This is a genomic window from Butyrivibrio proteoclasticus P6B7 (genome assembly GCF_000622085.1).
In the GTDB taxonomy this organism is placed as follows: Bacteria; Bacillota; Clostridia; order Lachnospirales; family Lachnospiraceae; genus Butyrivibrio; species Butyrivibrio proteoclasticus_A.
This window is the reverse complement of record NZ_KK211396.1, coordinates 76663-99088: the sequence shown is the minus strand read 5'-3', so window position 1 is coordinate 99088 and position 22426 is coordinate 76663. Positions and strand designations below refer to the sequence as shown.

Below are 22426 nucleotides of genomic sequence, written 5' to 3'. Positions count from 1 at the left end.
GATTCTGAACACTCACGTGTTAGGCACAGAAATGCCTAAAATGAGGTGGCTCAGGGACCTCATTGACCAAAAGCTTGCATAAAGAAAGAAACCAGAGGCTGGCGTTCCATGACAGATAAAGTAGTCATTAAGCAGACCAAGGGTCAAAAGCGAAACACCGGGACTTTCGCTTTTTCCAACGGAATTTAGGGTCATATGTTGGATGATGGACAGGCTTGGTGTATAATTACGGAAACAGATCTGATCTTAAATGATTCCAGGTGAACTCCACCCTTTTGTTTCCGAATTTTGATTTACGCTATCCAGTTGGATAAAGCCCTTGAACAGTTTTTGAACAAAAACTATAATGAAGATGAAGATTTGGAATTGCTTGCTTTATTTGCTGCAATAGCAGATATCAACAACGAACAGGTCAGAAAAGAACTGATGGATTCACCTCTCATTCAAGGCATTTATAAAGACGCCAAAAAGTTATCTTTAGATAAGGAGGCTCAGCTTATGTTATTTGGAGAAGAATTAGAAATAATGGATAGAAATACTGATATTCTTTATGCAAAAAGAGAAGGGCGAGCCGAGGCAGATGAAGAATACAAAGAGATTATCGCTGAGAAGGACTCTATCATCGCTGACAAAGAAGCTATTATTGCTGAACTTCAAGCAAAAATCAGACTTTTAGAAAAAACTCAGCATTGAAATAATTCAAAAATTCAATAAAAGCAAAAATGAGCATTTCACCATACGTTGGTAAAATGCTCATTTTTTACTAAGAACATTTTTTCAACAACTCTTACCAATAAAGAGTGCTACGTTTATTCTGTGATTTCCAATAGTTTTTTGTTTACCCTATTCATGACCTCCATATAATACTTAGCATCATCCTTAGACATCTCATCGGCATCATATTTTTCAACAGTCTCAGAGAAATCCATATATTTCTGCATGATTTCCGTATAATCTGCCAACAATCCGATGTCTGAAGGATTGGCATTATACTTTTTCATAAACTCAACATACTCATCCATAAATGCTTCGTAGCTATCTAAAAACTCCTTTAACTCAGGATCTACGCCATCATCATTACTCGCTTCTTTTTGCAAATCAACGTGTAATTCGTCTGTTGTAGAATCATAGCCATTCCCTATATACTTCACCGATTTAACAATATCCTTATATACCTGAAGATTATCATTTGTGTTCTCAATAAGGAATACAGTGACAAAACCCAAAAGCGTTTCTTCATCATAATAAACTGTATAATACTTGTTATATTCATCCCCATCAACTTTTGCAGTTTTAGTTTTTAAAGAATCATTGGAAATGTTAACAATACTAACGCCATCAGATTGCAAATCTATTTCTTTTTCAAAACTAGCCAATACTTTTTCTAAGCTAAATTCCAAGTATTCATCAAATGCGCCTCTAACTGTTTCCTTAGTATCTTCTGAAGCTCCAGACTCGTTAAGCAATTTAGTAACAATGACCAACCCCATTCCGTTTTCTTCATCCGAATATACTACAGCACCTTGATTTTCTTCCCCTTTAACGAATGATCCAGGATATTCGAGTGTAAAGCCTGAATACTCGGCTATTTTTGTCTCGTCCGCATCTACTCTATCAAGTTTTACATTAAGTTGCTTTTCTATAAGTCCAACATATTCATCAACACTTTTATTACTAGTATCATCAGAGATTTTTACGAACATCTCATCTTGCCAATCTGTATCCCCAACGCCCATAAAATTCAATGTAGAACTATTATTTCCTGAGATGTCAGCATAAATATCATATCCAAGATTTGTGCTATGAAAAACTATTTTATTGTCAACATATTCCCATGAATCACCAACTTCTACATTAGACCAATCTTTCCAAAAATACTCAGCACTTCCATCAGAAAACAATGTAATACCACTACCATGTAAGCCTATGTAAGTTCCTGCAAAATTCAATTCTTCAAAAACTATACTAGTATCGGCTTTCTGTCCTGAAGTATCACCACCCTTGCCACATCCAACCAAAAGAATTAGCACAATAACAAGAGCAAAACTCTTCTTCATAGTATTCACCCTTTCTATAACGCAATTTCATTATCCAGTATTATTGTATCGGAATATAGTAAAAGCATCATAAAAATTGAATTAAAAAACACAGAAATGTTTTACAAAACACGTTTTTAAAGACTGTTTTTCTTGGATATTTGCAGGAAGTTAAGGCGCAAGCGAATTAGTAATATAGTTTTTCATAAATAGCATAGCCCAAAGGTGTACGTTCGGAAATGCGCTGTTCTCGGACGAGGATGATGATTTTCAAAATGAATAAAAAAGCAAATGCCGATTTCTATGAGCAACGTCGAAATGAGGCATTTGCTTTTTTATGAGTTTTAGAAAATCACACCGCAGACGAAAACAAGTATTTCCGAATGCACACCTTTAGGGCTATTCGTAATGAAGGGCCGTCGCACTAATATGTGCGACGGCCCTTTCTATCTATTACATTTCCTTAGCTTCAACAGCCTCAGTCTTGATAATGAACTTAACGCTGCTATCTACATCTTCATCTGCACCAGCAAATGTTTTGTAGTTGCTGCCTGCTTCCTGAACAGCCTGAACTCTGTCAGTAAAGTCTGTAAGATCTCCGTTGAATGCCTCATAAAGCTTCTTAATACCCTCTTCGTCAAGCTTTACAACACCATCAAGAAGTTCCTGAACACCGTCATCAAGTTCAACTACGCCGCTATTAAGCTCAGATACACCATCATTGAGCTCGCCAGCACCATCATTGAGCTGTCTTGCGCCATCGCTAAGATCATAAGCACCGCTTACAAGAGCATCATTGTTAGATGTAAGCTGCTGTGTTCCGTCATAGAGCTGTGAAGCACCACTGCTAAGATCACCAAGTCCGCTGTCAAGAGCTACTGCTCCGTTGTAGATTGTCTGAATACCACCAGCAAGCTTAGCATTTCCTTCTGCTACAGTAGCAGCACCCTCAGCGAGGATCTGAAGAATTGTCTGACCAGCAATATTTGCAGGTGCATTAAGCTTAGCAAGATCAGATCCAGCAAGGCCAGCATATACAGAATGGATTGCTGAATAAGCACCACCAGCTGCACCGGCAACCTGATAGTAATTCTGAGCATCAGTTAAGTATCCACTGAACTCTGCAGCTGAATAGCCTGGAGCTGCACTTACTGTAACTTTCTTCTCCTCAAGACCTGTTGATGTTAAGTCATCTCCAAGAAGTGAAAGGTCAAGGCTTGTTGTCTCAAATTCCTCATCTTCCTCATCTTCCTCTTCTTCATTATCAAGGTCATCATCATCTAAATCGTCGTCATCTATGTCATTATCAGAAGCGCCATTTCCTGCTCCTGTAGAACCTGAATTTCCAGCAGATCCTGAATTTCCATTACCACTGTTGTCTCCAGTGTTTCCGTTTCCACCTTCATCACCGGTATTACCGTTTCCGCCTTCGTCTCCAGTGTTTCCATTTCCGCCTTCGTCACCAGAACCACCATTATTTCCAGCTCCGCTGTTGTCATCAGTATTACCATTTCCGCCCTCGTCAGATCCGGCACCAGCATTGTCATTAGCTGGGTTAGTAACTGTTCCAGTTTCTACATCAACTGCATTCTCACCACTATCTTCTGATGGAATGGTAGATGCTGTAGTTGTAGTAGTTGTTGGAGGTGCTATAGTTACAGTTCCATCAGATATCTTACTAAGCATATACATAGACTTTAAGCATCCCTGTCTCCATGCATTTGCATATGCAACATTTGAAGGAAGTCCAAGAGATGCAAGGCAAGCACCAAATGTTTCTACATCAACTCCCTCAGGCACAGACAGAGAATAATTAGGGTCTGTGCTGGAAAGCCAAGCAGATATAGCCTTATAGGAAGCATCCTTTTTAGCAAGATCCTGCATCATAGTAGGAAGTGTGCTAAGTCCCTGTGCAAGCTGGCTAACACCTGCGCTTACCTGAGCAGATCCCTCAGCCAACTTATTCGCACCATTCACAAGATCAGCCTCATCCATACCGTTCTTAAGCTGGTCAGCGCCCTCTTTAGCAGCCTTAGCGCCATCAGCAAGAGCCTTTGCACCGTTATCTACCTGTGAAACGCCGTCTGTATATGTAACTACGCCATCATAGAGATCCTGAGTTCCATCATAAAGAGTGCTTGTACCATCAGCCAGCTCCTGAGTTCCGTCGTAGAGCTCGCCTACACCATCTCTAAGCTCTGTAGTACCATCCTTAAGCTCCTTAGTACCATCTACAAGCTCTGTAGAACCGTCATTGAGATCTTCCATATCTTCCTTAACTTCATCAAGCTTCTCAGAATCAGCCACATCTGAAAGGCCGAAATCAGAAAGAACATCTGAGCTTGCCATTGTGATTGTCATTCCAAGCTGGAAGTCTGTTGTATCTGCAGTAACCTCGAAGGAATCAGAAAGCTTAGTCTCAAGCTCACCGGACTCCTCAAGCTCATCAAGCTTCTCCTCATCAAGATCAAGGCTTTCCTTAAGACCAGGAGTTGCAACACCCATAACGATGTAGCTTCCGCCATCAGAAATAACCTTACCATTTGAAATCTCTACATTTGAGAACTTATCAGCATCAAGCATAAGCCCTGAAACCATAGCAAATGGTGTGTAAACCTCGATGTCCTTGCCATCTACATTAACTGTCTGCTTGCAGTTGTTGGTATATTCGAACTTGATTGTTACTCTTCCGCTCTTACCAGCCAGATCTGCAGGAGAAATCTCTTTTCCATCAAGTGTATAAGTAACCTTCATGGATACTGGAAGCTCCTTGTCTGTTGTGCCCTGATAATAGATATCAGAACCACCTGCGTTCCAAGTAACTGTTCCATCCCCGTTATCTGTGAAGGTCTCATTGCCCTTTACATTGACGATATTCTGAAGTTCTGTTGTATCACTAAGCGCTGCAGCAGCGTTGGCATTCTTGAGCCACTCGCTTACGATTACGTCGTTAACAGCACCGTTTGCATCAGCTGTAACATAAACTGTCTCAACCTTGCCAGCCTCTGAATCTCTTGATGAAGAAGCTGCTGCGCTTACAAGGCTCTCCTCCAGCTCTGCTTCCTGAGCTGTCTCCTGTGCTGCCTCTGTGTCCTCTGTCTTAACTGCACCGCAGGCAACTGTCATAACTGCCAGCATTGTAGCCATTATTACTGAAAGTGATCTAAGTAAATTTTTTCTAATCATACCTTTGTCCTCTTTTCTTAATCTATTGTCATAGCTCTTTTTACAGTTAAAAGAACTAGCTCCTTAGGCTGCCTGATGCTTGTGGAAGCCGTGATGTCCGTGATTATCTGTGTTAATGCCCTTCATGCCAAATGTGGTCTTCATGATCAGCTTATCGAAGATCATGTACATGGCAGGAAGTACAAGAAGTACAGTAAACATACTGATGATGGCGCCTCTTGCCATAAGGTTACAAAGTGAACCTATCATATCGATACTTGAGATAAGGCCAACACCGAAGGTTGCAGCGAAGAATGAAAGGGCGCTGACAACTACTGACTTCATGCTTGTAGAAAGAGCTATGAGTGTAGCTTCCTTCTTGTCATGGCCTGCGTTACGCTCTGTCAGGTATCTTGTGGTCATAAGGATCGCATAGTCTACTGTTGCACCAAGCTGGATAGTTCCGATTACTACTGATGAAATGAAAGGAATTGTTGTATGTGTGTAGTAAGGAAGACCCATGTTAATGAATATCGCAAACTCAATAACTGCCACAAGAATGAATGGCAATGATACTGACTTAAGTACAAATGCGATGATCAAAAATACCAGACCGATTGAAACTACGTTAACAACCTGGAAATCATGGTTAGTAATTGTGATAAGGTCCTTAGTACATGGTGCCTCACCTACAACCATCGCCTTAGGATCATAGCTCTTTACAACGCTGTCTACCTGCGCAATCTGGTTGTTGATCTCATCAGAAGCGATCTTATAATCTGTTGTCAAAAGAACCATCTTCCACTCGTCACTTTCAAGCTTGGAGGAAAGATCCGCTGGAACAAAGCTCCTTGGAACAGCTGGTCCTAAGATTGAATCTGTACAAAGAACTGAAAGGATTCCGTCTGTATCCTCAAGCTCGTGAATCATCATATTCATTGAAGCACTGCTTAAATTCTTATCAACAAGAAGCATGTAGGCTGAGTTCATATCGAACTTCTCATCAACTTCCTTTGCTCCCTGAACACTTTCAAGCTTATCTGGCAGAGTCTGTGTCAGATCGTAGTAAACGCTTGTGTGGTTGTTGCCGTAGATAGCTGGGAATAAAAGAGCTAAGAACAGCACGAAGAATACAACATAGCGCTTAGCAACAAACTTAGGAATCTTGTTAAACTCTGGCATCAGAGGTTTGTGCTTAGTCTTCTCTATAAGATTGTCAAATACAAGGATCATACTTGGAAGGATTGTTACGCACCCGATAACACCGAATACAACACCCTTAGCCATTACAACGCCAAGATCAAGACCCAGTGTGAAGCTCATGAAACAAAGAGCTATGAAACCAGCAACTGTAGTGATTGAACTTCCGATAACTGACTGGAATGTAGCTGTGATGGCGTTGGCCATAGCTGAATTCTTGTCAGGGTTCTTCTCCAGCTCTTCCTGGTAGCTGTGCCACAGGAAAATTGAGTAGTCCAGTGTAACACCAAGCTGAAGAACTGCACTAAGTGACTGGGTGATAAAAGAAATCTCTCCCTTAAATACGTTGGTTCCCATGTTGTAAACAATTGCCATTCCTATACTAAGAAGGAAGAACAATGGGATAAGGTAAGAGTCCATTGTAAGTGAAAGAACTATTACTGCAAGGAGAACTGCGATTCCAACATAGATTGGTGTCTCTGCCATTGCCATGTTCTTGGTATCTGTAACGATGGCGCTCATACCACTCATGAAACACTGCTTGTCAGAAATCTTTCTGATCTCTTCAATTGCATCCATGGTGCCATCTGCTGATGTACCGTCATCAAATACGATGAACATCATTGTGGCGTCGCCGCTGTTAAAGGCGTCATACACTTTACTTGGGATCATCTCCATTGGAATTGAGAGATCCATGATTGAGTCGTACCAGATTACATCTGCAACGTGGTCGACCTGTTCTATATTGGCTTTGAGATTAGCAACATCCTTCTCCTCCATGCCCTCAGCCACATATAACACAAAAGAGCCTGTGCCGAACTGATCAAGAAGAATGTCCTGACCCTGCATGGTCTCAATATCCTTAGGTAAATAAGTAAGGATATCGTAGTTAACTCTTGTGTTAAAGTAACCGATTGCTGCTGGAACAAGAAGTGCCACTGCTACGATTAAGATAACATACCTTAGCTTTACAATTATTTGTGAAAGCTTATTCATAACCTGCCTCCTCTGATAACTTTTCAAAAAATTATCGTCTTTTTTAGATTATAAAAAATGACCACTAGTCATTTTCTATAATTTGGTATATCATAAAAATGACCGTTGGTCAATTTCTTTTTAAAAATTATTTCAAAAAAGATTATCATGATTGAAATCTTTTTATAGAAGCCCATATTTAGGGCATTTTCGGACACAGCCTACTTATGTTAAAATGGTTATGATAAATGAGGAGAAGCTATGGGAAAAGAAAAAGTAGATGCTAATAAAAAGCAGAAATTTGAAAATCTCTTAAACACTTCCTTTGAACTGTTTACGTCGCAGGGACTTCAAAAGACATCAATTTCAGACATCGTTAAAAGTGCTGGAGTTGCCAAGGGAACGTTTTATCTATACTTTAAAGATAAATATGATATTAGAAACAGGCTTATCGCCCACAAATCAAGTCTTCTATTTATGGAAGCCTACACCGCACTAAGGAAAGCCAGAATCAAAGATTTTGACGACAGACTTATCTTCATAATGGATTATGTTCTTGATGAACTTGCAGCCAACAAGGGGCTTCTTGCTTTCATATACAAAGACCTCTCCTGGGCAGTATTCAAAAAAGCTCTCACTACACCGGCTCACAACGACGATGTAGACTTTGGTGAAGTGTACCGCAAGATGATAGATGAATCCGGTAAAACCTTTAAGGATCCTGAAGTCATGCTCTTTCTGATAATAGAGCTTGTTGGATCAACCGGTTACAGTTCAATTATGTACAATGATCCTGTATCCCTGGAGGATTTAAAGCCCCACCTTGAAGTAAACGTAAGAAATATCATTAAGCAATACACAGTAGAAGAAAAAGAAGAAAAAGAAGAAAAAAAAGAAAAGCCTAAAAAATAAATAGAAAGGCCCCGGCAGGATATGATTCCTACCGGAGCCTATTTATTTTGAGAAGTATGGCATCAGATCTTCATTGCAATATCCCAAGCGCCCCAAATGGCTGACTTAACATTGCCAACCTTCTTACAATCGCCAAGGAGATATACATTCTTGGAAGCCTTTAATAGAGGCGTTGCATGATATCCAACGGACATGATAACGCCATCTGCCTTAAGCTCCTTAACTGTACCACTCTTAGTGTAGATAGTTACACTATCCTCTCCGATCTTATCAACACTGGCCTTCAGATATACAGGCACCTTGTTGGTCTTGAAGCAGTCGCGAAGATAGCTTGTGTTAGCAAGACACATATTCTTAACTGCGATAAGATCATCCTTCATCTCCACGATCTGTGGATGTTTACCCTTGCGGAAAAGATCCAGCGCAATCTCACAACCTGTAAGACCACCGCCAATGATAACTACATTATCGCCAGGATCTTTTTTGCCAAGAAGATAATCTGTAGCATCCATAGCCCTGTCAGCCCCAGGAATCGGAATGTGATTAGCCTCTGCACCAGTAGCTACGATGTAGGCATCAGCCTCTGGAAGATTATCCTCCTTGATCTCAGTATTCATGTGAACTTCAATTCCAAGCTTCTGAAGCTGGCGTTTCTGCCACTCGATAAGCTCCTTATCTTTTTCCTTGAACTCAGGAGCTGCTGCCGCAATGAACACACCGCCCAGCTCATCTGTCTTTTCATAAAGCACCGGCTCATGGCCGCGAAGAGCAAGGATTCTTGCAGCTTCCATTCCTCCGATACCGCCACCGATAATAGCAACCTTCTTAGGCTTATCTGTAGGAATAACTCTATACTTACCGCTTTGCATACTGCGTGGATTAACAGCACAGCGGCACATTCCAGCGGACTCAGAAAGATCCTGGTCATTGGCGCTGTTGCCGTGCTTAGTTAAGTTAAAGCATGCGGTATGGCAGCAGATACAAGGACGGATATCCCTCTCCTTATTCTTTTCAATCTTGGTAACCCATCTTGGATCAGCCAGGAACTGTCTTCCAACAGCCATGGCATCTATGCCGCCCTCACGAATGGCCTTAGCTCCCACTGAAGGCTCCATCTTACCTGCGCAGACCACAGGAATATCCACAAACTTCTTGATATGCTCCACATCCTTAAGGTTACAGTTCTGTGGCATATACTGTGGTGGATGAGCCCAGTACCAGGCATCATAGGTACCATTGTCGCAGTTAAGCATATCGTAACCTGCGTCCTGAAGGTACTTGGCAGCCTTCTCAGACTCCTCCATATCACGTCCAATCTCCTCAAAGTCCTCACCAGGCATAGCACCATACTGAAACTCCTTGGTCATGGAACGAACTGAGTAACGAAGGGAAACAGGGAAGTCCTCTCCGCACTTAGCCTTGATTTCTTTTACAATCTCAACAGCAAAGCGGTATCTGTTCTCAAAGGATCCGCCATATTCATCAGTACGATGGTTGGTGTACTTAAGAGTAAACTGATCAAGAAGATATCCCTCGTGAACAGCGTGAACCTCAACACCGTCGACCCCAGCCTCCTTGCAAAGGCGTGCAGTCTCGCCAAAGGCATAGACAATATCATCAATCTCCTTCTTGGTAAGAGGCCTTGTCATGATATCGTCAGCCCATCTGTTAGGCAGAACTGAAGGGGCTGCTGTCAGATACTCAGGGTCAATATAGAACTTGGAAGCCTTTCCCAGAGTCTTGTTTCTGATAAGCATAGCCAGTGGCTCTGTCAGGGCAAAAGACCTACCAAAGCCTGCAGTCATCTGCACAAACATCTTAGCTCCTGTGTCGTGGAGCTGATCCATAAACACCTTAAGTTCTTTGAATTTCTTTTTATTCTGATAAAGCCACTTGCCGCCCAGCATATCCTTAACCGGCGCAATACCTGGGATTACCAGGCCGCAGTCATTCTGCGCGATCTTAAGAAGGAGCCTTGCTGCCTCCTTATCAAAATGGCTTCCCCCCGGCTCCATCCAACCAAAAATACAGGTTCCTCCCATGGGTGCTAAGACAATCCTGTTCTTGATCTCAAGATTTCCTATCTTCCATGGGGTAAAAAGAGCTTCATATTCCTGCTTCATTTTTTCCCTCCGTTTTCCTCTTACCAAGATGTAATTCCTTCATACCTTCTACTTCGTCGCAGAGCTTCTTCATGCTGCAGTGTCCGCAATCGGTAGGCATTCCGTCCAGGATATGGGTCAGGGTCCTGGTGATAGAGTCCACCTTGTCCGCATTCTCCATAAGCTTTTCCACCAGCTCTTTTTCCGTAATGAATATCACACGGACATGTCTAACTTCTGGAAGAGCCTTGTATTTCCTGATGTACAGACCTCCTACCTTGGCAAAAGAAATCCCTGCTTTCAGTGCCTTCCTTGAAATCCGGACCTGTTCCTGATTGGACTTGGCTGATACTCTAACCATGTAGCCTGCAGGAAATACGTGGTATCTTACAAACTCAAGATTGCGTATGGTCTGGAAGGCCTTCTCCTGGTCCTTGTCCTCCTCAAGATCCTCAGTCTCCAATATCACGATCCTTGCAAAGGCCGTAGCCCCCGACAAAGAAGCAATATCTTTTCCATAAACCAGCACCTCATCCCCGGTCACCTCCCCCGAGGTGGTGACACAGGTGTAGTTCACGGAAGGCAGGCCAGATCCGCCTATTTCAAGGGCAGCATCCCTTAGCATTATAAATTCACTGTTTCCCACATCCTTCCAGGAGCCGGTCTCAGACAGTTCGTAGCTCTTACAGCTACTCTCCGCCAGAACCTCCCTGGTGTGGGCGATCACGTTGTCATATAGTTTCATCTAGCAAGTTACCCCGGTCAGAATCTGATGTCTGCTTTCTTTTTGTCAAAAATCTTGTTGACTATGGTGTAAAGCCAGCCCATCAGCTTCTGGTCCAGATTCCAGAAATATATAACAAACAAAATCCCAGTGATGATCGTCAACACTTTAATGATCGTACCTATTACTTTAAGTACTTTACCCATATAGCTTTTTCCTTTCCTTATCTGGCAAGGCCTTTCTGTCTCGCATATTCTGCTGCTCCCAGGGCACCCATAAGCTGAGGGTCAATTGAGAGCTCAACTACCTTAAGCTTAAGAACCTGCTCGATAGCAGCCTTAAGACCATCATTCTTAGCACATCCGCCGGTAAGAGTGATGGAATCTGTAGCGCCAGCCTTCTTACTCATAACAAAGCATCTCTTGGCAACAGCCATTTCGATACCTGCTGCAATCTCGTCCATAGGCTTTCCTTCACCAACAAGAGTGATAACCTCAGACTCAGCAAATACGGTACACTGAGCAGTGATAGGAATAACGTTCTTAGCCTTAAGAGACAGCTTGGAGAAATCCTCTAAAGACATCTCAAAGCTTCGTGCCATAGCCTCAAAGAAACGTCCTGTTCCGGCAGCGCACTTATCATTCATAGCAAAGTTCTTAACTGTTCCATCTGTATCGATGGCAATACCCTTAACGTCCTGTCCACCGATATCGATGATAGCCTTTACGCTTGGATTAGTTACGTGAACACCCATGGCGTGGCAGGAAATCTCGGATATGTTCTCATCTGCAAAAGGCACCTTGTTACGTCCGTAACCTGTACCAATGAGATATGTAAGGTCCTTGGAGCTGTTTAATCCCTCGACCTGTCCAATAACCTCTTTCATTGCCATCTCTGCTGATTCCTGAGCAATGATCTTACTCTTTAAGGTGGTGTTAGCCACCATCTTGCCATTTTCGTCGATAATAACCGCTTTTGTGTAGGTAGATCCTACATCACATCCGCCAAAATATTTCATATTGTCCCCCTTCATATAGTCTGAATGTTTTATGTTGCTGTTGTTTGTAATTAGTGGTGATAATACGAATTGCTCCGCTTCGCTCTCGCCATGCTACAGCCATTTGTAAATCACCAGGTGGTGTCATCCTCAAAGTCTTCCAGTGATGGATCCACTGGCTCAGCCTTCATTACTGTTCTCATGAACTCGTTAACCGTCGCCCTCATATCTTTTCTGGAAACCGTTCTAGGATCCATAAGATCGTGGCTTACCCACAGGAGCTTGATTCCCCTCTCACGAGCCTGATCTTCAAAAAGACCTTGTACAGTAGCCATATTCTTACAGGAAACATGCTGGTACATAAGAACGAAATCCACGTTCCACAGTTCACACTGTCTCCAGAGCTCGGTTACAACGTGATCATATCCGCCATTGGTATGTCTTCTCATAACCATTCGCTCATAGAGTCTTGCCAGATCCTTAAAGGCCTCGTCTTTGTTCTCTGTTTCCAGCGGCTTGGTGAAGTTCAGTGACTCCATCTCAACCAGGATATCTACTCCCCAACAGTTCGCCATCCAGTTGGAGAAGTTAGCATAGTAGTGAGCTGGAATTGACCAAACCAAAGCTCTGTACTTCATCTTGCCACGCCAAGGCTCATCCTTTTGCTCATAGGCCTTCATCATGATCTTATCCACCTTCTTGAAGGTAGAAATGATTCTAGGATCAAGGCCGCCGTCCATTTCGTAGTTCCACTTTCTAAAGAGCTCGTAACAAGGACCGATAAGCTGTGGATTAGGAGTCTGGTTGATCTCCCACTTATTAAGCTCGTACTTGGTTTCCATGTTAAAGCGCTTCATTGCTGCGAAATACGCATCCCAGTTCCACTTTGCACCGGTGTTTTCCTCGATGAACTTAATGCAGCCCTGGATATCTTTTACCGCCGCATCCATGATGGATTCGTCCTCATATCTAACTGGGAAAGCCAGGTGATATGTAGGAAGATCCTTGAACCTACGTCCAGTGTAGGATGACGCCATTACTGAACCATCACAAGGCATTGAGCTTGAAATAAAGCATGCTCCCATGTGAGGAAGGGCGTCCACAACTGCTGCTCCGCACTCAGAGGATGGAACAGGACAGGTATCCGATGGAAGTCCGTAGGACTCAACAGCATCGATATACGGCATGCAGGCCAGCTGATCAATCTCTGATAAAAGAAATACCGGCATCAGCTGATAAGGTATTCCAATCAGGTCAGGGAAGCCTGCCATGATCTGGGACATTGTCATTTCATCAAAAAGAACTATCTTCTTAGAGAGCTCTTTACTATTACCAACCTTTTCATCTGCCTTCATAAGGAGCACCAGGTTCTCTGCAACATATCTGAATATTGCGTAGATCAGTTCGTGGTGCATCTTAAGGGCTCTTCCGCGAAGTCCCAGTGTGTTCTTATCCATGAAGGAGTGACAGCAGAAGTATGAGATCATCCATCTGTAGTGCACAGCGCCCATCATGGCTGGAACCAGGTCCTTGGAGAAGGTTGCAAGGAGCATTCCCCACATCCTCATCCACTCGTAGAAGTCAACGCCTGTGTCCTTTACGCCTCGCCACTCACGGCGGACTGTAGCCATCTTGCCTGATGCGTATAGCTTACCAAGCTGTTTCTCGCCGTTAAGCACAAGATCTTTTACCTCGTCTGGAGACATCTGCTTAAGGAGATTAAGCTCATGGTTCAGACGCTTCTTGATGCCCTTTGCGTCCTTACCCATGGACTTTGCCACCTCTTTAAAGTCCGTCTCCTTGATGATATCGCCTACGATTCCGGCGATTTCCTTCATATTCTCAGCCTGGGCCTTCCAATCTATATTGTCTTTTAATCTAAAATTCTTGGGATCAATGTATTTCATCACATTACCTCCCTTAGCTTTCTGATCTTCTTGATCTCCAGCGCCTCAACAAAGGCCTGGAATCTGGTCCTTAGCTGTCCGGAATTGTGAACGTTGTAGGACCTGTCGATGGAAAGTGTAGGCCAGCCATACTCTTCAGTCATGATATGGCTTGCAAGAGGTCTTTCAAAGGCCCAGAAATCGCAGTACTTGATCTGCTCGTAGATAACGCCGTCAGCCTTAAACTCTTTTGCCAGCTTATCCACTGTATCCTTTCTCTGCTGAACCTTCTCCTCCGCCATGTATCTTGGGCACTCGCTTGTCAGCATGTAATGCCTTGCGATCTGCCTTACTACATCTTCATCGTCATTAAGAACGATCTCTTCTCTTCCAGGGAATGAGCCATAGCAGTATCTGTCAGCCACCACCATTGCTCCAGACTCCTCAAGAAGTCTTGTAAAGTTAAGATCATCAACTTCAGATCCAACTACCACTACCCTTGCTCTAAACCAAGGCTTTTCGTCCGGTTTCCTGGTCTTAAGCTCTTCTAAGGTCTCGCGAAGCATCGGAAGAATCTTACTTGTAGGACTGCAATAGCTTACAAGACAGATAACATGGAACTCGTAGCCTGTTATCCTTGGATTCTCTTCCTTTCTGAATTCTCCGATCTCAGTAATTATACGGCACATCTCGTTATGCTCTTTTACCGCTTTCCTGATGGCATCGTCGGATACGTCAGTACCCAGCTTTTCATGCATAACATCAAGAAGTCGAAGGCGCATCTGTGTAGCAACCTGATCGAAGTTATACTCTTCAACCTTGTATGGAACATCCGTATGTGTCACGAAAAAATGGGGTTTTTCGTTACACTTAAGGATTTCCAGATGCTCATAGCACCTGTTCATGGCAGAGCAGGCATCAACGCCGGCAATACCGTCAAGAAAGCCGTAGCCTCCTTCTATGCCATTCTCCAGTAGAGATCTGGCAAATTCGCAGGTGTAGTTGGACATATAATATGTGGAAATATCGATGGAACCTACCCTTGGGGCTCTCATTCTCACTGAGAAGCAGTTATCCACGTTCAAAAGAACTTCCGGCATGTGGTAACAGGTGTAGCCAATCGCATACTTGCCCTCTTCCTGCGCATCTTTTACCAATGAATTCTGTGCATCTTCCAGCATCTTTTCAAAGGTAATCATGTACTTTAAGTCCTGCAAGTCTTCCTCCCTTCTGCTGCCTTATATCAGCCCAAGGCCCCGCAAGGCCTGTCTTGCTCCATTTAAAACAATGGCACTGTCATCGAGTTCAAATACGCTCCTGCCCTCGATGTCGTTCTCGGTCATGGCATCATCCTGTGGAATTACCGCCACCACAGGCACTCCTCCAATCTCTTTTTCTTTTACCTTATCTGGAAGTGGCGCTCTGTTCACCACAAGACCGATCTTGTCATACATAACAAGCTCATCTGCCACGTTCTTGATGGTCTCGATAATCTGAAGTCCCTTGCGGCTTTGATCAGAAACGCAGACAAGGTGTGTGACCTTTTCAAGAACTCTTCTGTTAATCTGCTCGATGCCAGCCTCTCCGTCAATGACCACGTAGTCGAAGTCATCCACCAGCATCTCAATAACTTTTCTAAGATATGTGTTGATAGCACAATAACAGCCTGCCGCTTCCGGGCGACCAATGGCCAGAAAGGCAAAACCGTCTTTTTCAATCATGGAATCATAAAGCTGGAATTTAGCTTCCGCCAGAATATCCTGAGCCTCCTTAAGCTTGTCTGCCACGTCCTCAGTCATCTTTTTCCTGATTTCATCAAGTGTGTGCTCTGGCTTAACGCCAAGGGCAACAGACAATCCCACAGCAGGATCAGCATCTATAGCTAGAATTTTAGAATCCGGATAGTTTTCTGTAAGAATGCGCACGATAGACGCAGAAAGAGAAGTCTTGCCAACTCCTCCCTTTCCAGTGAGCGCAACGATCTTAGTATGGTTTCCCATTACTATCTCCCCCAAAAACGTAATAAGAATATGTTGCCAATTAAAATGAATCCCCATAGATATTGTAATTCATTTTCTTTATTAATCCTATACTTAATTACAAAAATATTCCCACAAAAATTCGAAACTTCCTCTTTAGTTTCCAAAAAAATATGCTATCATTAATTATGTGTACGGAATAGGGTCCGTACTGCGTTTTTTTCTTATGGCGAATGATCGATACTGGGGAATCACCGGACATTTTGGTATCGACAAGTTTATGATGGGGGTAAATTTCATATGAAAGATCTCGTGCACATCTTTGAGCTCGAAGACCTTTTGCAGGAAGCCAACAATGAGCTCATCCGTCAGGCGAAAGCGGATGGCAAGCGCGTTCTGGGCTATACCTGCTATTTCATGCCGGAAGTTTTATTAGACCTTCCTGGTTGCGTTTCGGCACGTCTCCGCGCTCCTCGTAGTTCTTCTCCAGAAATGGCAACATATTACATGACTAACCGCACCTGCATGTACGGCAGATGTTTGTTAGAGCGCGCTCTCGAGGGAGGCTACAATTTCCTTGATGCTCAGATGGCAACTGAGACCTGTACGGTCACCTGCCGCTTCCAGGAGCATCTTCAGCTTATGGACATCATTAAGAACCCTGATTTCTTCTGCGAGTTCACCGATGTTCCATTCAAAAAGAACGATAATTCCATTGAACACTACGAAACTCAATTACGTCACCATGTTCTCGATAAATTAAAGGAACACTTTGACATCGACACCAGTGATGAAGCTCTTTTACAGGCAATCAAAGAGCACAACGAAATCTGCCGCCTCATTACTGAGATTGGCAGCTACCGTAAGCTTGACGAGCCCACCATTACTGGAACTGAGTTCTCTATAATAATGCTTTCAACTTTAGTTTGTCCTAAATACCTGATAATAGATAAGCTCCGCGACATCGCTGAGCAGCTTAAGACCCGTAAGCCTGATGAGAAAAAGACCTACAGATGTAAGGTAGTTCTTGCAGGCTCCGAGGAGGATGATCCTAACTTCGTTAAGCTCATCGAGGAATGCGGCGCTTTGGTTGTGGCTGACAGGCACTGCTACGGCTCTCTTCCAGGTCGTGAAGAGATCGTGGTAAAAGAGGGAGAAACTCCTCTCCACGCAATTGCCCGCCACTACTTAGAAACCAGCAACTGCCCACGTTTCATGGAACAGCACGTTATGCGTGAACGCAAGGACAGGCTTGCGGCCATTGCCAAGGAATACAAGGCAGACGGAATCGTCATTTCCCAGATGAAGTTCTGTGAGTATTGGAGCTATGAGCGTACCATCGATACTCTGGTACTTCCTAAGGACTACGGCATTCCGGTTTGCTCCATCGAAAAGGAATACGTCAACAACGCCGTTGGTCAGCTAAGAACCAGATTCCAGGCCTTTGTTGAAAGTATCGAGCTTAAGAATATTCAAAGTGGTAAGACAGGTGTAAATGATTCTTCCACTAGGAAGGAGGCGACAGCGTGAAGCTATTTGAATTCAAAAAGAAATATCATGAGCTTTTCGTTGTGGAGAAGCGTCCGGAAGATAAGGAAAAGCCCCGTGATGTAAAGAAGGCATTTAATGATTTCTGGAATGGTAAGCCCCATGAAGAGAGACGCCTTGGCGATCTCTATGTTGGCGATACCGGATTATACAAGCATCGTGAGTGGCGTGGCTTTATGGATACCATGTACTACTTCAACATGGTATGGCTTTACAACTACGCTCACATGGTAACAGATATCGTGAAGTACGGCGACGGCCCTCAGAGTCTTGTGGACTTTGCAAAGGGTGTATGGCGCTATCGCTGGATGGGTCAGACCTATCTCTCTGTTATGCACTGGTTCGACAGAGGAATGGAAGGTATGAGAGGCGAAGCACTACGAGCTTCAGCATGGCACTATCGCGGTATGGTAAGTGAGACTATCCGCCAGTTCCAGCGTATGTTCATCGCTGATAAGAAGCTCCACGGTGGCAAGGAAAACAAGTATTGGAAACAGCATATTGCCCACAACGAGACAGTAGGAGGTAGTTTCTTTTACCCATTCCGTCAGGACCTTATTGATGTGCCCCTTGAGATGATCACCTACTTCGTTTCAGTGCACGTTAATAACCACACTGTTCTTAAATATATCGACGCAGCCCAGTCCATCGGACTTCCATCAGATCCATGTCCAATGTGTCAGGCCGAGTATGGACTCTTCGTCGAAGACGATTATCCAGACTACGCACCTACAATGATTACCAGTAACGAAGCCTGTGACGGCTCAGTTGCCACCAGCGTGCTTCAGGACTGGTTCTTAAATCGCCCATTATATGCTCTTCCACAGCCTATGCGCTATGACGATCCTCTTGTTCAGAAGCATGCGCAAAAAGAGATCGAGGGCTGCTGGAAATTCATCGAAGAGCAGTATGGTGTTAAGTTTGACTGGGATACCTACGTTAAATATGCTGAGTCCTTTAACAAGCTCACCGAGTTTGAGTGGGAGAAATGGGACGTGGCAGCTAATACCGAGAACTATCCTATCAATGGTGTTGCTCAAGCTCTTTATCGTATCTACTACTCTCAGGCCGGCGACAGACCTATCTGGCACGAATGTGATGAGCATGTTCGCAAGATCATGAACAAGACTGTTAAGAAGAACATCATCACCTTCCCTAAGACAAGGCACCGTGCCATCGCCTGGAGCTGTGCACCATTGTACTACTCCAACTGGTGTACTTGGGCTTATAACTGCTGGGGTATCAACTGTGTCATCAACATGGATTCTCTTATGTTTGACCAGTACCTTAGAACAGATACTTACGAGCACGCTCTTGAAGACCTTAACTGGATGAATGAGAAAGCTCCTATGAGAGCCATGGCCGTTGGTGGTCACGAGCACATCCTGTCACTGTTTGATTACATGGAACGCTTCAACTGCGATATGGTCATCATGTACGACCAGCTTCAGTGTAAGGGAATGCAGGGAATCCACGGCGTATTCGAGGATGAGTTCAGAAAGCGCGACATTCATGCTATCTGGGTTCCACACGCTCTTCCAGATAAGCGTACTGTATCAAGAAAAGAGATCCGCAAGATCATCAGTGACTACATGACAACAGTAATGCACGAGGAGCCATTGGATCCAACACTTGTGGAATTTGATGACGATAATAGCTGGTGAGCAGAGCACTTAACGAGCTGTGACTACTTGGCGAGGTTCTTACGAGCCTAGTAGGAACGTGTTCTGGCGAGCAAAGCGAGAGCAGAACTACATTATGCGAGCTTAGTGCGAGCCATGGGTGAACACTTGACGAGGTATTTTCGAGTCTAGTGAGAATCCCATTAGCCATAAATATTATGACAATAATGAGGAAATAGATATGAAATCAATAGGCAAGTTTATATTCAAGTTAATGAAGATCGGCGCCGTGATCTACGGCATCCTATTCGCCGTATTCTACTTCGACCTGGACGGCAAGTTCCTGTACTACATCTGGGAGCCCATGATGGTCAAGCATTATGACAACATGAAGCGCCCTGACAACACAGGCATGCCATACGGTCTCAAAGATAAGGTAGCTCCAGCGGAGTACACTGAAATTCTATAATGTAACTAAATCCGGACGTGAACATATAATACTAAACGCAAAGGAGAACACACTATGGTACACACAGCAGACAAAACTCACGCACTACTTCATCACATGTATGAACACAACGAGAGCCACACAGAAGAGCTTGTAGAAATTAGAGATGCTCTTATTAAAGAAGGCGAAGAACTGGTAGCTGAGAAGGTTACAGAGGCAATCAACCTGTATGATAAGGGCAATGCAATACTGGCTGGCGCTCTCTCACTTCTTGGAGATCATGAAGAGTGACAATCACAAACAAGCAAATTATATGAACATGAATTAGTTATCATATAATTGCTAGATTATAGTGATAAACTAATGAATAATCGAGGTTTATGAAATGTGTCTATCTACAGTAGTAAAAGAATCTAATCCAGATGAAGTCCTGATGGAATATGTCAGCAACCTGCGAGTTGACGGCGATACCATCATCTTGACTGACCTTATGGGCGAGCAGAAGGTCATACGCGGAACCCTGGCCTTTGCGGACCTTACCGGCGGCAAGATCAGGATCAATTGCGTGGATTAAGTAATTTCAACAATACAAATTCAAAGATATGTTATAAAACAAAAAGTCCTATGAGCTTTGCAATTATGTTTGCATAAGCCATAGGACTTTAGTTTTTGTTTAGATCTATTATTTACGGCTTTTCCTGCGTTTTTGTAAATAAAGATGTCCAAATAAAAAACGCGCTACGTCTGGATTTTCATTTTTGCTAATCAAGCAGTAAGAAATGACCTATATTTGCTTGTGGACTCATTTTTTCTTGCCAGTTTTACTGCTTAAATCTTGTTTCTGTAGATTCAGCCGTAGGATTAATCCAGAATCCATCCACAATCTCCGATTCCCTACTGCTTTTTTCTATAGAACTCAAATAAAGACGTAAGCAAAAAAAAATCAGGCATCTTTTTTGGAGAAATTGGAAATAAAGCCGTAAATCCACCACAAGCTCCAGCTAGAATCCGCAAGTATGACCATTTACGAAGTCGCTCAAGAAACCATCTCTTCCTCATCATCAGAAAGTGAGCTGGTCTGGTGTACAGTAACTGTCTTGTCATAGCAGGAGAATACGAAATCAATGTGCTTCTTATCAGGCTTCTTGGTGAAGAGTGAAACCACTGGAACAATAACAAGTCCTGCCACCATGCAGAATGCACCAGCATTGATAGGAGACTGAAGCATAGGTGGGAAGCTTGGACGAATGAACATGTTAAGAAGCATCACTACAGTAGAGAATACGAAGTTAGCCCACACTGCAGCCTTTGTTGTACCCTTCCAGTAAAGACCATAGAGGAATGGCGCCAGGAATGCACCAGCAAGAGCTCCCCAGGATACTCCCATGAGCTGAGCGATGAAGGTCACATTCTGCTTGTACTGAACAATTGCGATAACAACAGATATAGCAACAAATACAACGATAAGAAGTCTCATGATAATGAGCTGTTTCTTTTCATTTAGATTTTTTACCACATGGTCTTTTAACAGATCCAAAGTCAGTGTGGATGAGCTTGTAAGTACCAATGAGGACAGTGTTGACATTGATGCAGAAAGAACTAAGATAACAACCACTGCGATAAGAATACTTGGAAGACCTGCAAGCATTGTAGGAATAATGCTGTCATAACCACCAGCTGCAAGATCTACCTTATCGGAAAAGAGCCTTCCAAATCCGCCAAGGAAGTAACATCCGCCAGCTACTATAAATGCAAACACTGTAGAAACCACTGTTCCCTTTGAGATTGCCTTCTCTGAATGAATAGCGTAGAACTTCTGCACCATCTGAGGAAGTCCCCAGGTTCCAAGGGATGTCAGAATAACAACAGCAAGAAGATTGATTGGATCAGGACCAAAGAAGGAAGCAAATATTCCTGGAGCTGTTGAAACGCTCTCATCGCTTATTCTAGCAAGGCCCTCAAGGGATGCCATGAATCCGCCCTGACTATTAAGAACTGACACGATAACTGCAATGATTCCAAAGATCATGATGATTCCCTGGATAAAGTCGTTGATAGCTGTGGCCATGTAACCACCGGCAATAACGTAGATTCCGGTAAGTACAGCCATTGCAATAACACAAACTGAGTAATCAATATCAAAGGCCATTCCAAAGAGACGTGAAAGACCGTTGTATAAAGATGCTGTATAAGGAATCAGGAAAATAAAAGTGATGATGGCAGCGGCGATTTTAAGAGAATTGCCACCAAATCTTGCAGAGAAAAACTGAGGCATTGTAGCAGAATCAAGATGCTGAGTCATGATCCTGGTGCGACGTCCAAGAACTCTCCATGCCATAAGTGAGCCGATAAGGGCATTTCCAATACCTACCCAGGTGGCTGCAATTCCATATTTCCAACCAAACTGTCCGGCGTAGCCTACAAAGATAACTGCAGAAAAGTAAGATGTTCCATAAGCAAAGGCTGTAACCCATGGACCAACTGATCTTCCCCCTAAAACAAATCCATTGATGTCAGTGGAATTCTTTCTACAGGTAAAGCCGATATAGAGCATCACTGCAAAGAATGCCACGAGCATTGCAATTTTGATAATCATAACTCTCCCTCCAAACATAGCTTTTTTCTCGTAATTCCAATTATACTATGGGGATATTGGGGGAATCTATGAGGCAAAATCAATAAACTTTAGCGGTTTAAATTGGTAAAACTGCACACTGATAAAAAGCGCCCGGCACAGGCCAGGCGCTTCCTTATGTTGCGTGGAGGTTTCCTCCGACATTAACGATTATTTCATTTACCACCAAGTATTCTATTGCAATCCGTATCTACATC

The 22426-nt window shown here is 43.4% G+C and carries 18 protein-coding genes; 7 read left to right on the top strand and 11 right to left on the bottom strand.

Annotated features, from left to right (window positions below; translation table 11 throughout):
* Positions 1-288 precede the first annotated feature (288 nt).
* Positions 289-693 carry a hypothetical protein gene (locus T541_RS0117730; RefSeq protein ID WP_026653909.1) on the top strand — a complete coding sequence of 135 codons (405 nt, stop codon included), beginning with the start codon at positions 289-291 and terminating at the stop codon, positions 691-693.
* A 116-nt stretch (positions 694-809) separates the two neighbouring features.
* Here T541_RS0117730 and T541_RS0117725 read toward each other — a convergent pair whose 3' ends face one another.
* The 3 genes from T541_RS0117725 to T541_RS20290 form a co-directional block, all read right to left on the bottom strand.
* Entirely contained in the window at positions 810-2057 is a 1248-nt protein-coding gene (locus T541_RS0117725) for a DUF6591 domain-containing protein (protein WP_026653908.1), read from the bottom strand.
* Between the two features lie 432 nt (positions 2058-2489).
* Positions 2490-5222, bottom strand: a complete 2733-nt coding sequence (locus T541_RS20945) for a hypothetical protein (protein WP_026653907.1) — start codon at positions 5220-5222, stop codon at positions 2490-2492.
* Positions 5223-5285: 63 nt separating this feature from the next.
* On the bottom strand, positions 5286-7397 hold the full coding sequence (locus T541_RS20290; protein WP_051538346.1) for an efflux RND transporter permease subunit: 2112 nt from the start codon (positions 7395-7397) through the stop codon (positions 5286-5288).
* A gap of 240 nt (positions 7398-7637) precedes the next feature.
* Between T541_RS20290 and T541_RS20285 the strand changes: the two genes are divergently transcribed.
* Positions 7638-8288, top strand: coding sequence for a TetR/AcrR family transcriptional regulator (locus tag T541_RS20285; RefSeq protein ID WP_051538345.1), 651 nt, complete (start codon positions 7638-7640; stop codon positions 8286-8288).
* A gap of 62 nt (positions 8289-8350) precedes the next feature.
* On the opposite strand, the gene T541_RS0117705 is transcribed toward T541_RS20285, so the two are convergent.
* The 7 genes from T541_RS0117705 to T541_RS0117675 form a co-directional block, all read right to left on the bottom strand.
* Complete coding sequence (locus T541_RS0117705) at positions 8351-10411, bottom strand: FAD-dependent oxidoreductase (RefSeq protein WP_026653906.1); 2061 nt, start codon at positions 10409-10411, stop codon at positions 8351-8353.
* Positions 10395-11135, bottom strand: coding sequence for a hypothetical protein (locus T541_RS0117700; RefSeq protein ID WP_026653905.1), 741 nt, complete (start codon positions 11133-11135; stop codon positions 10395-10397). The genes T541_RS0117705 and T541_RS0117700 overlap by 17 nt, the downstream gene beginning before the upstream one ends.
* Positions 11136-11152: 17 nt before the next feature.
* Positions 11153-11320, bottom strand: coding sequence for a hypothetical protein (locus T541_RS21535; RefSeq protein ID WP_155839578.1), 168 nt, complete (start codon positions 11318-11320; stop codon positions 11153-11155).
* 17 nt (positions 11321-11337) lie between these two features.
* Entirely contained in the window at positions 11338-12132 is a 795-nt protein-coding gene (locus T541_RS0117690) for an acyl-CoA dehydratase activase (RefSeq protein ID WP_026653903.1), read from the bottom strand.
* 110 nt (positions 12133-12242) lie between these two features.
* Positions 12243-14018 carry a 2-hydroxyacyl-CoA dehydratase family protein gene (locus tag T541_RS0117685; protein ID WP_242840804.1) on the bottom strand — a complete coding sequence of 592 codons (1776 nt, stop codon included), beginning with the start codon at positions 14016-14018 and terminating at the stop codon, positions 12243-12245.
* Positions 14018-15214 (bottom strand): 2-hydroxyacyl-CoA dehydratase family protein, encoded by a 1197-nt coding sequence (locus tag T541_RS0117680; protein ID WP_026653901.1) that lies wholly within the window; start codon positions 15212-15214, stop codon positions 14018-14020. The genes T541_RS0117685 and T541_RS0117680 overlap by 1 nt, the downstream gene beginning before the upstream one ends.
* A gap of 21 nt (positions 15215-15235) precedes the next feature.
* Positions 15236-15997 carry an AAA family ATPase gene (locus tag T541_RS0117675; protein WP_026653900.1) on the bottom strand — a complete coding sequence of 254 codons (762 nt, stop codon included), beginning with the start codon at positions 15995-15997 and terminating at the stop codon, positions 15236-15238.
* Positions 15998-16276: 279 nt separating this feature from the next.
* On the opposite strand from T541_RS0117675, the gene T541_RS0117670 reads away from it, so the two are divergent.
* The 5 genes from T541_RS0117670 to T541_RS0117650 all read left to right on the top strand — a co-directional run bounded on the left by T541_RS0117670 (position 16277) and on the right by T541_RS0117650 (position 20168).
* Complete coding sequence (locus T541_RS0117670; RefSeq protein ID WP_026653899.1) at positions 16277-17506, top strand: 2-hydroxyacyl-CoA dehydratase family protein; 1230 nt, start codon at positions 16277-16279, stop codon at positions 17504-17506.
* On the top strand, positions 17503-19188 hold the full coding sequence (locus T541_RS0117665) for a 2-hydroxyacyl-CoA dehydratase family protein (protein WP_026653898.1): 1686 nt from the start codon (positions 17503-17505) through the stop codon (positions 19186-19188). Before T541_RS0117670 ends, T541_RS0117665 begins: the two co-directional genes overlap by 4 nt.
* 199 nt (positions 19189-19387) lie before the next feature.
* Positions 19388-19615 carry a hypothetical protein gene (locus tag T541_RS0117660; protein WP_026653896.1) on the top strand — a complete coding sequence of 76 codons (228 nt, stop codon included), beginning with the start codon at positions 19388-19390 and terminating at the stop codon, positions 19613-19615.
* 54 nt (positions 19616-19669) lie between these two features.
* A complete protein-coding gene (locus tag T541_RS0117655; RefSeq protein ID WP_026653895.1) occupies positions 19670-19885 on the top strand; it encodes a hypothetical protein in 216 nt (71 codons plus the stop codon).
* A 94-nt stretch (positions 19886-19979) separates the two neighbouring features.
* Complete coding sequence (locus tag T541_RS0117650; RefSeq protein WP_026653894.1) at positions 19980-20168, top strand: CooT family nickel-binding protein; 189 nt, start codon at positions 19980-19982, stop codon at positions 20166-20168.
* Between the two features lie 462 nt (positions 20169-20630).
* Here T541_RS0117650 and T541_RS0117645 read toward each other — a convergent pair whose 3' ends face one another.
* Complete coding sequence (locus T541_RS0117645) at positions 20631-22190, bottom strand: sodium:solute symporter family protein (protein WP_026653893.1); 1560 nt, start codon at positions 22188-22190, stop codon at positions 20631-20633.
* Between the last annotated feature and the right edge of the window lie 236 nt (positions 22191-22426).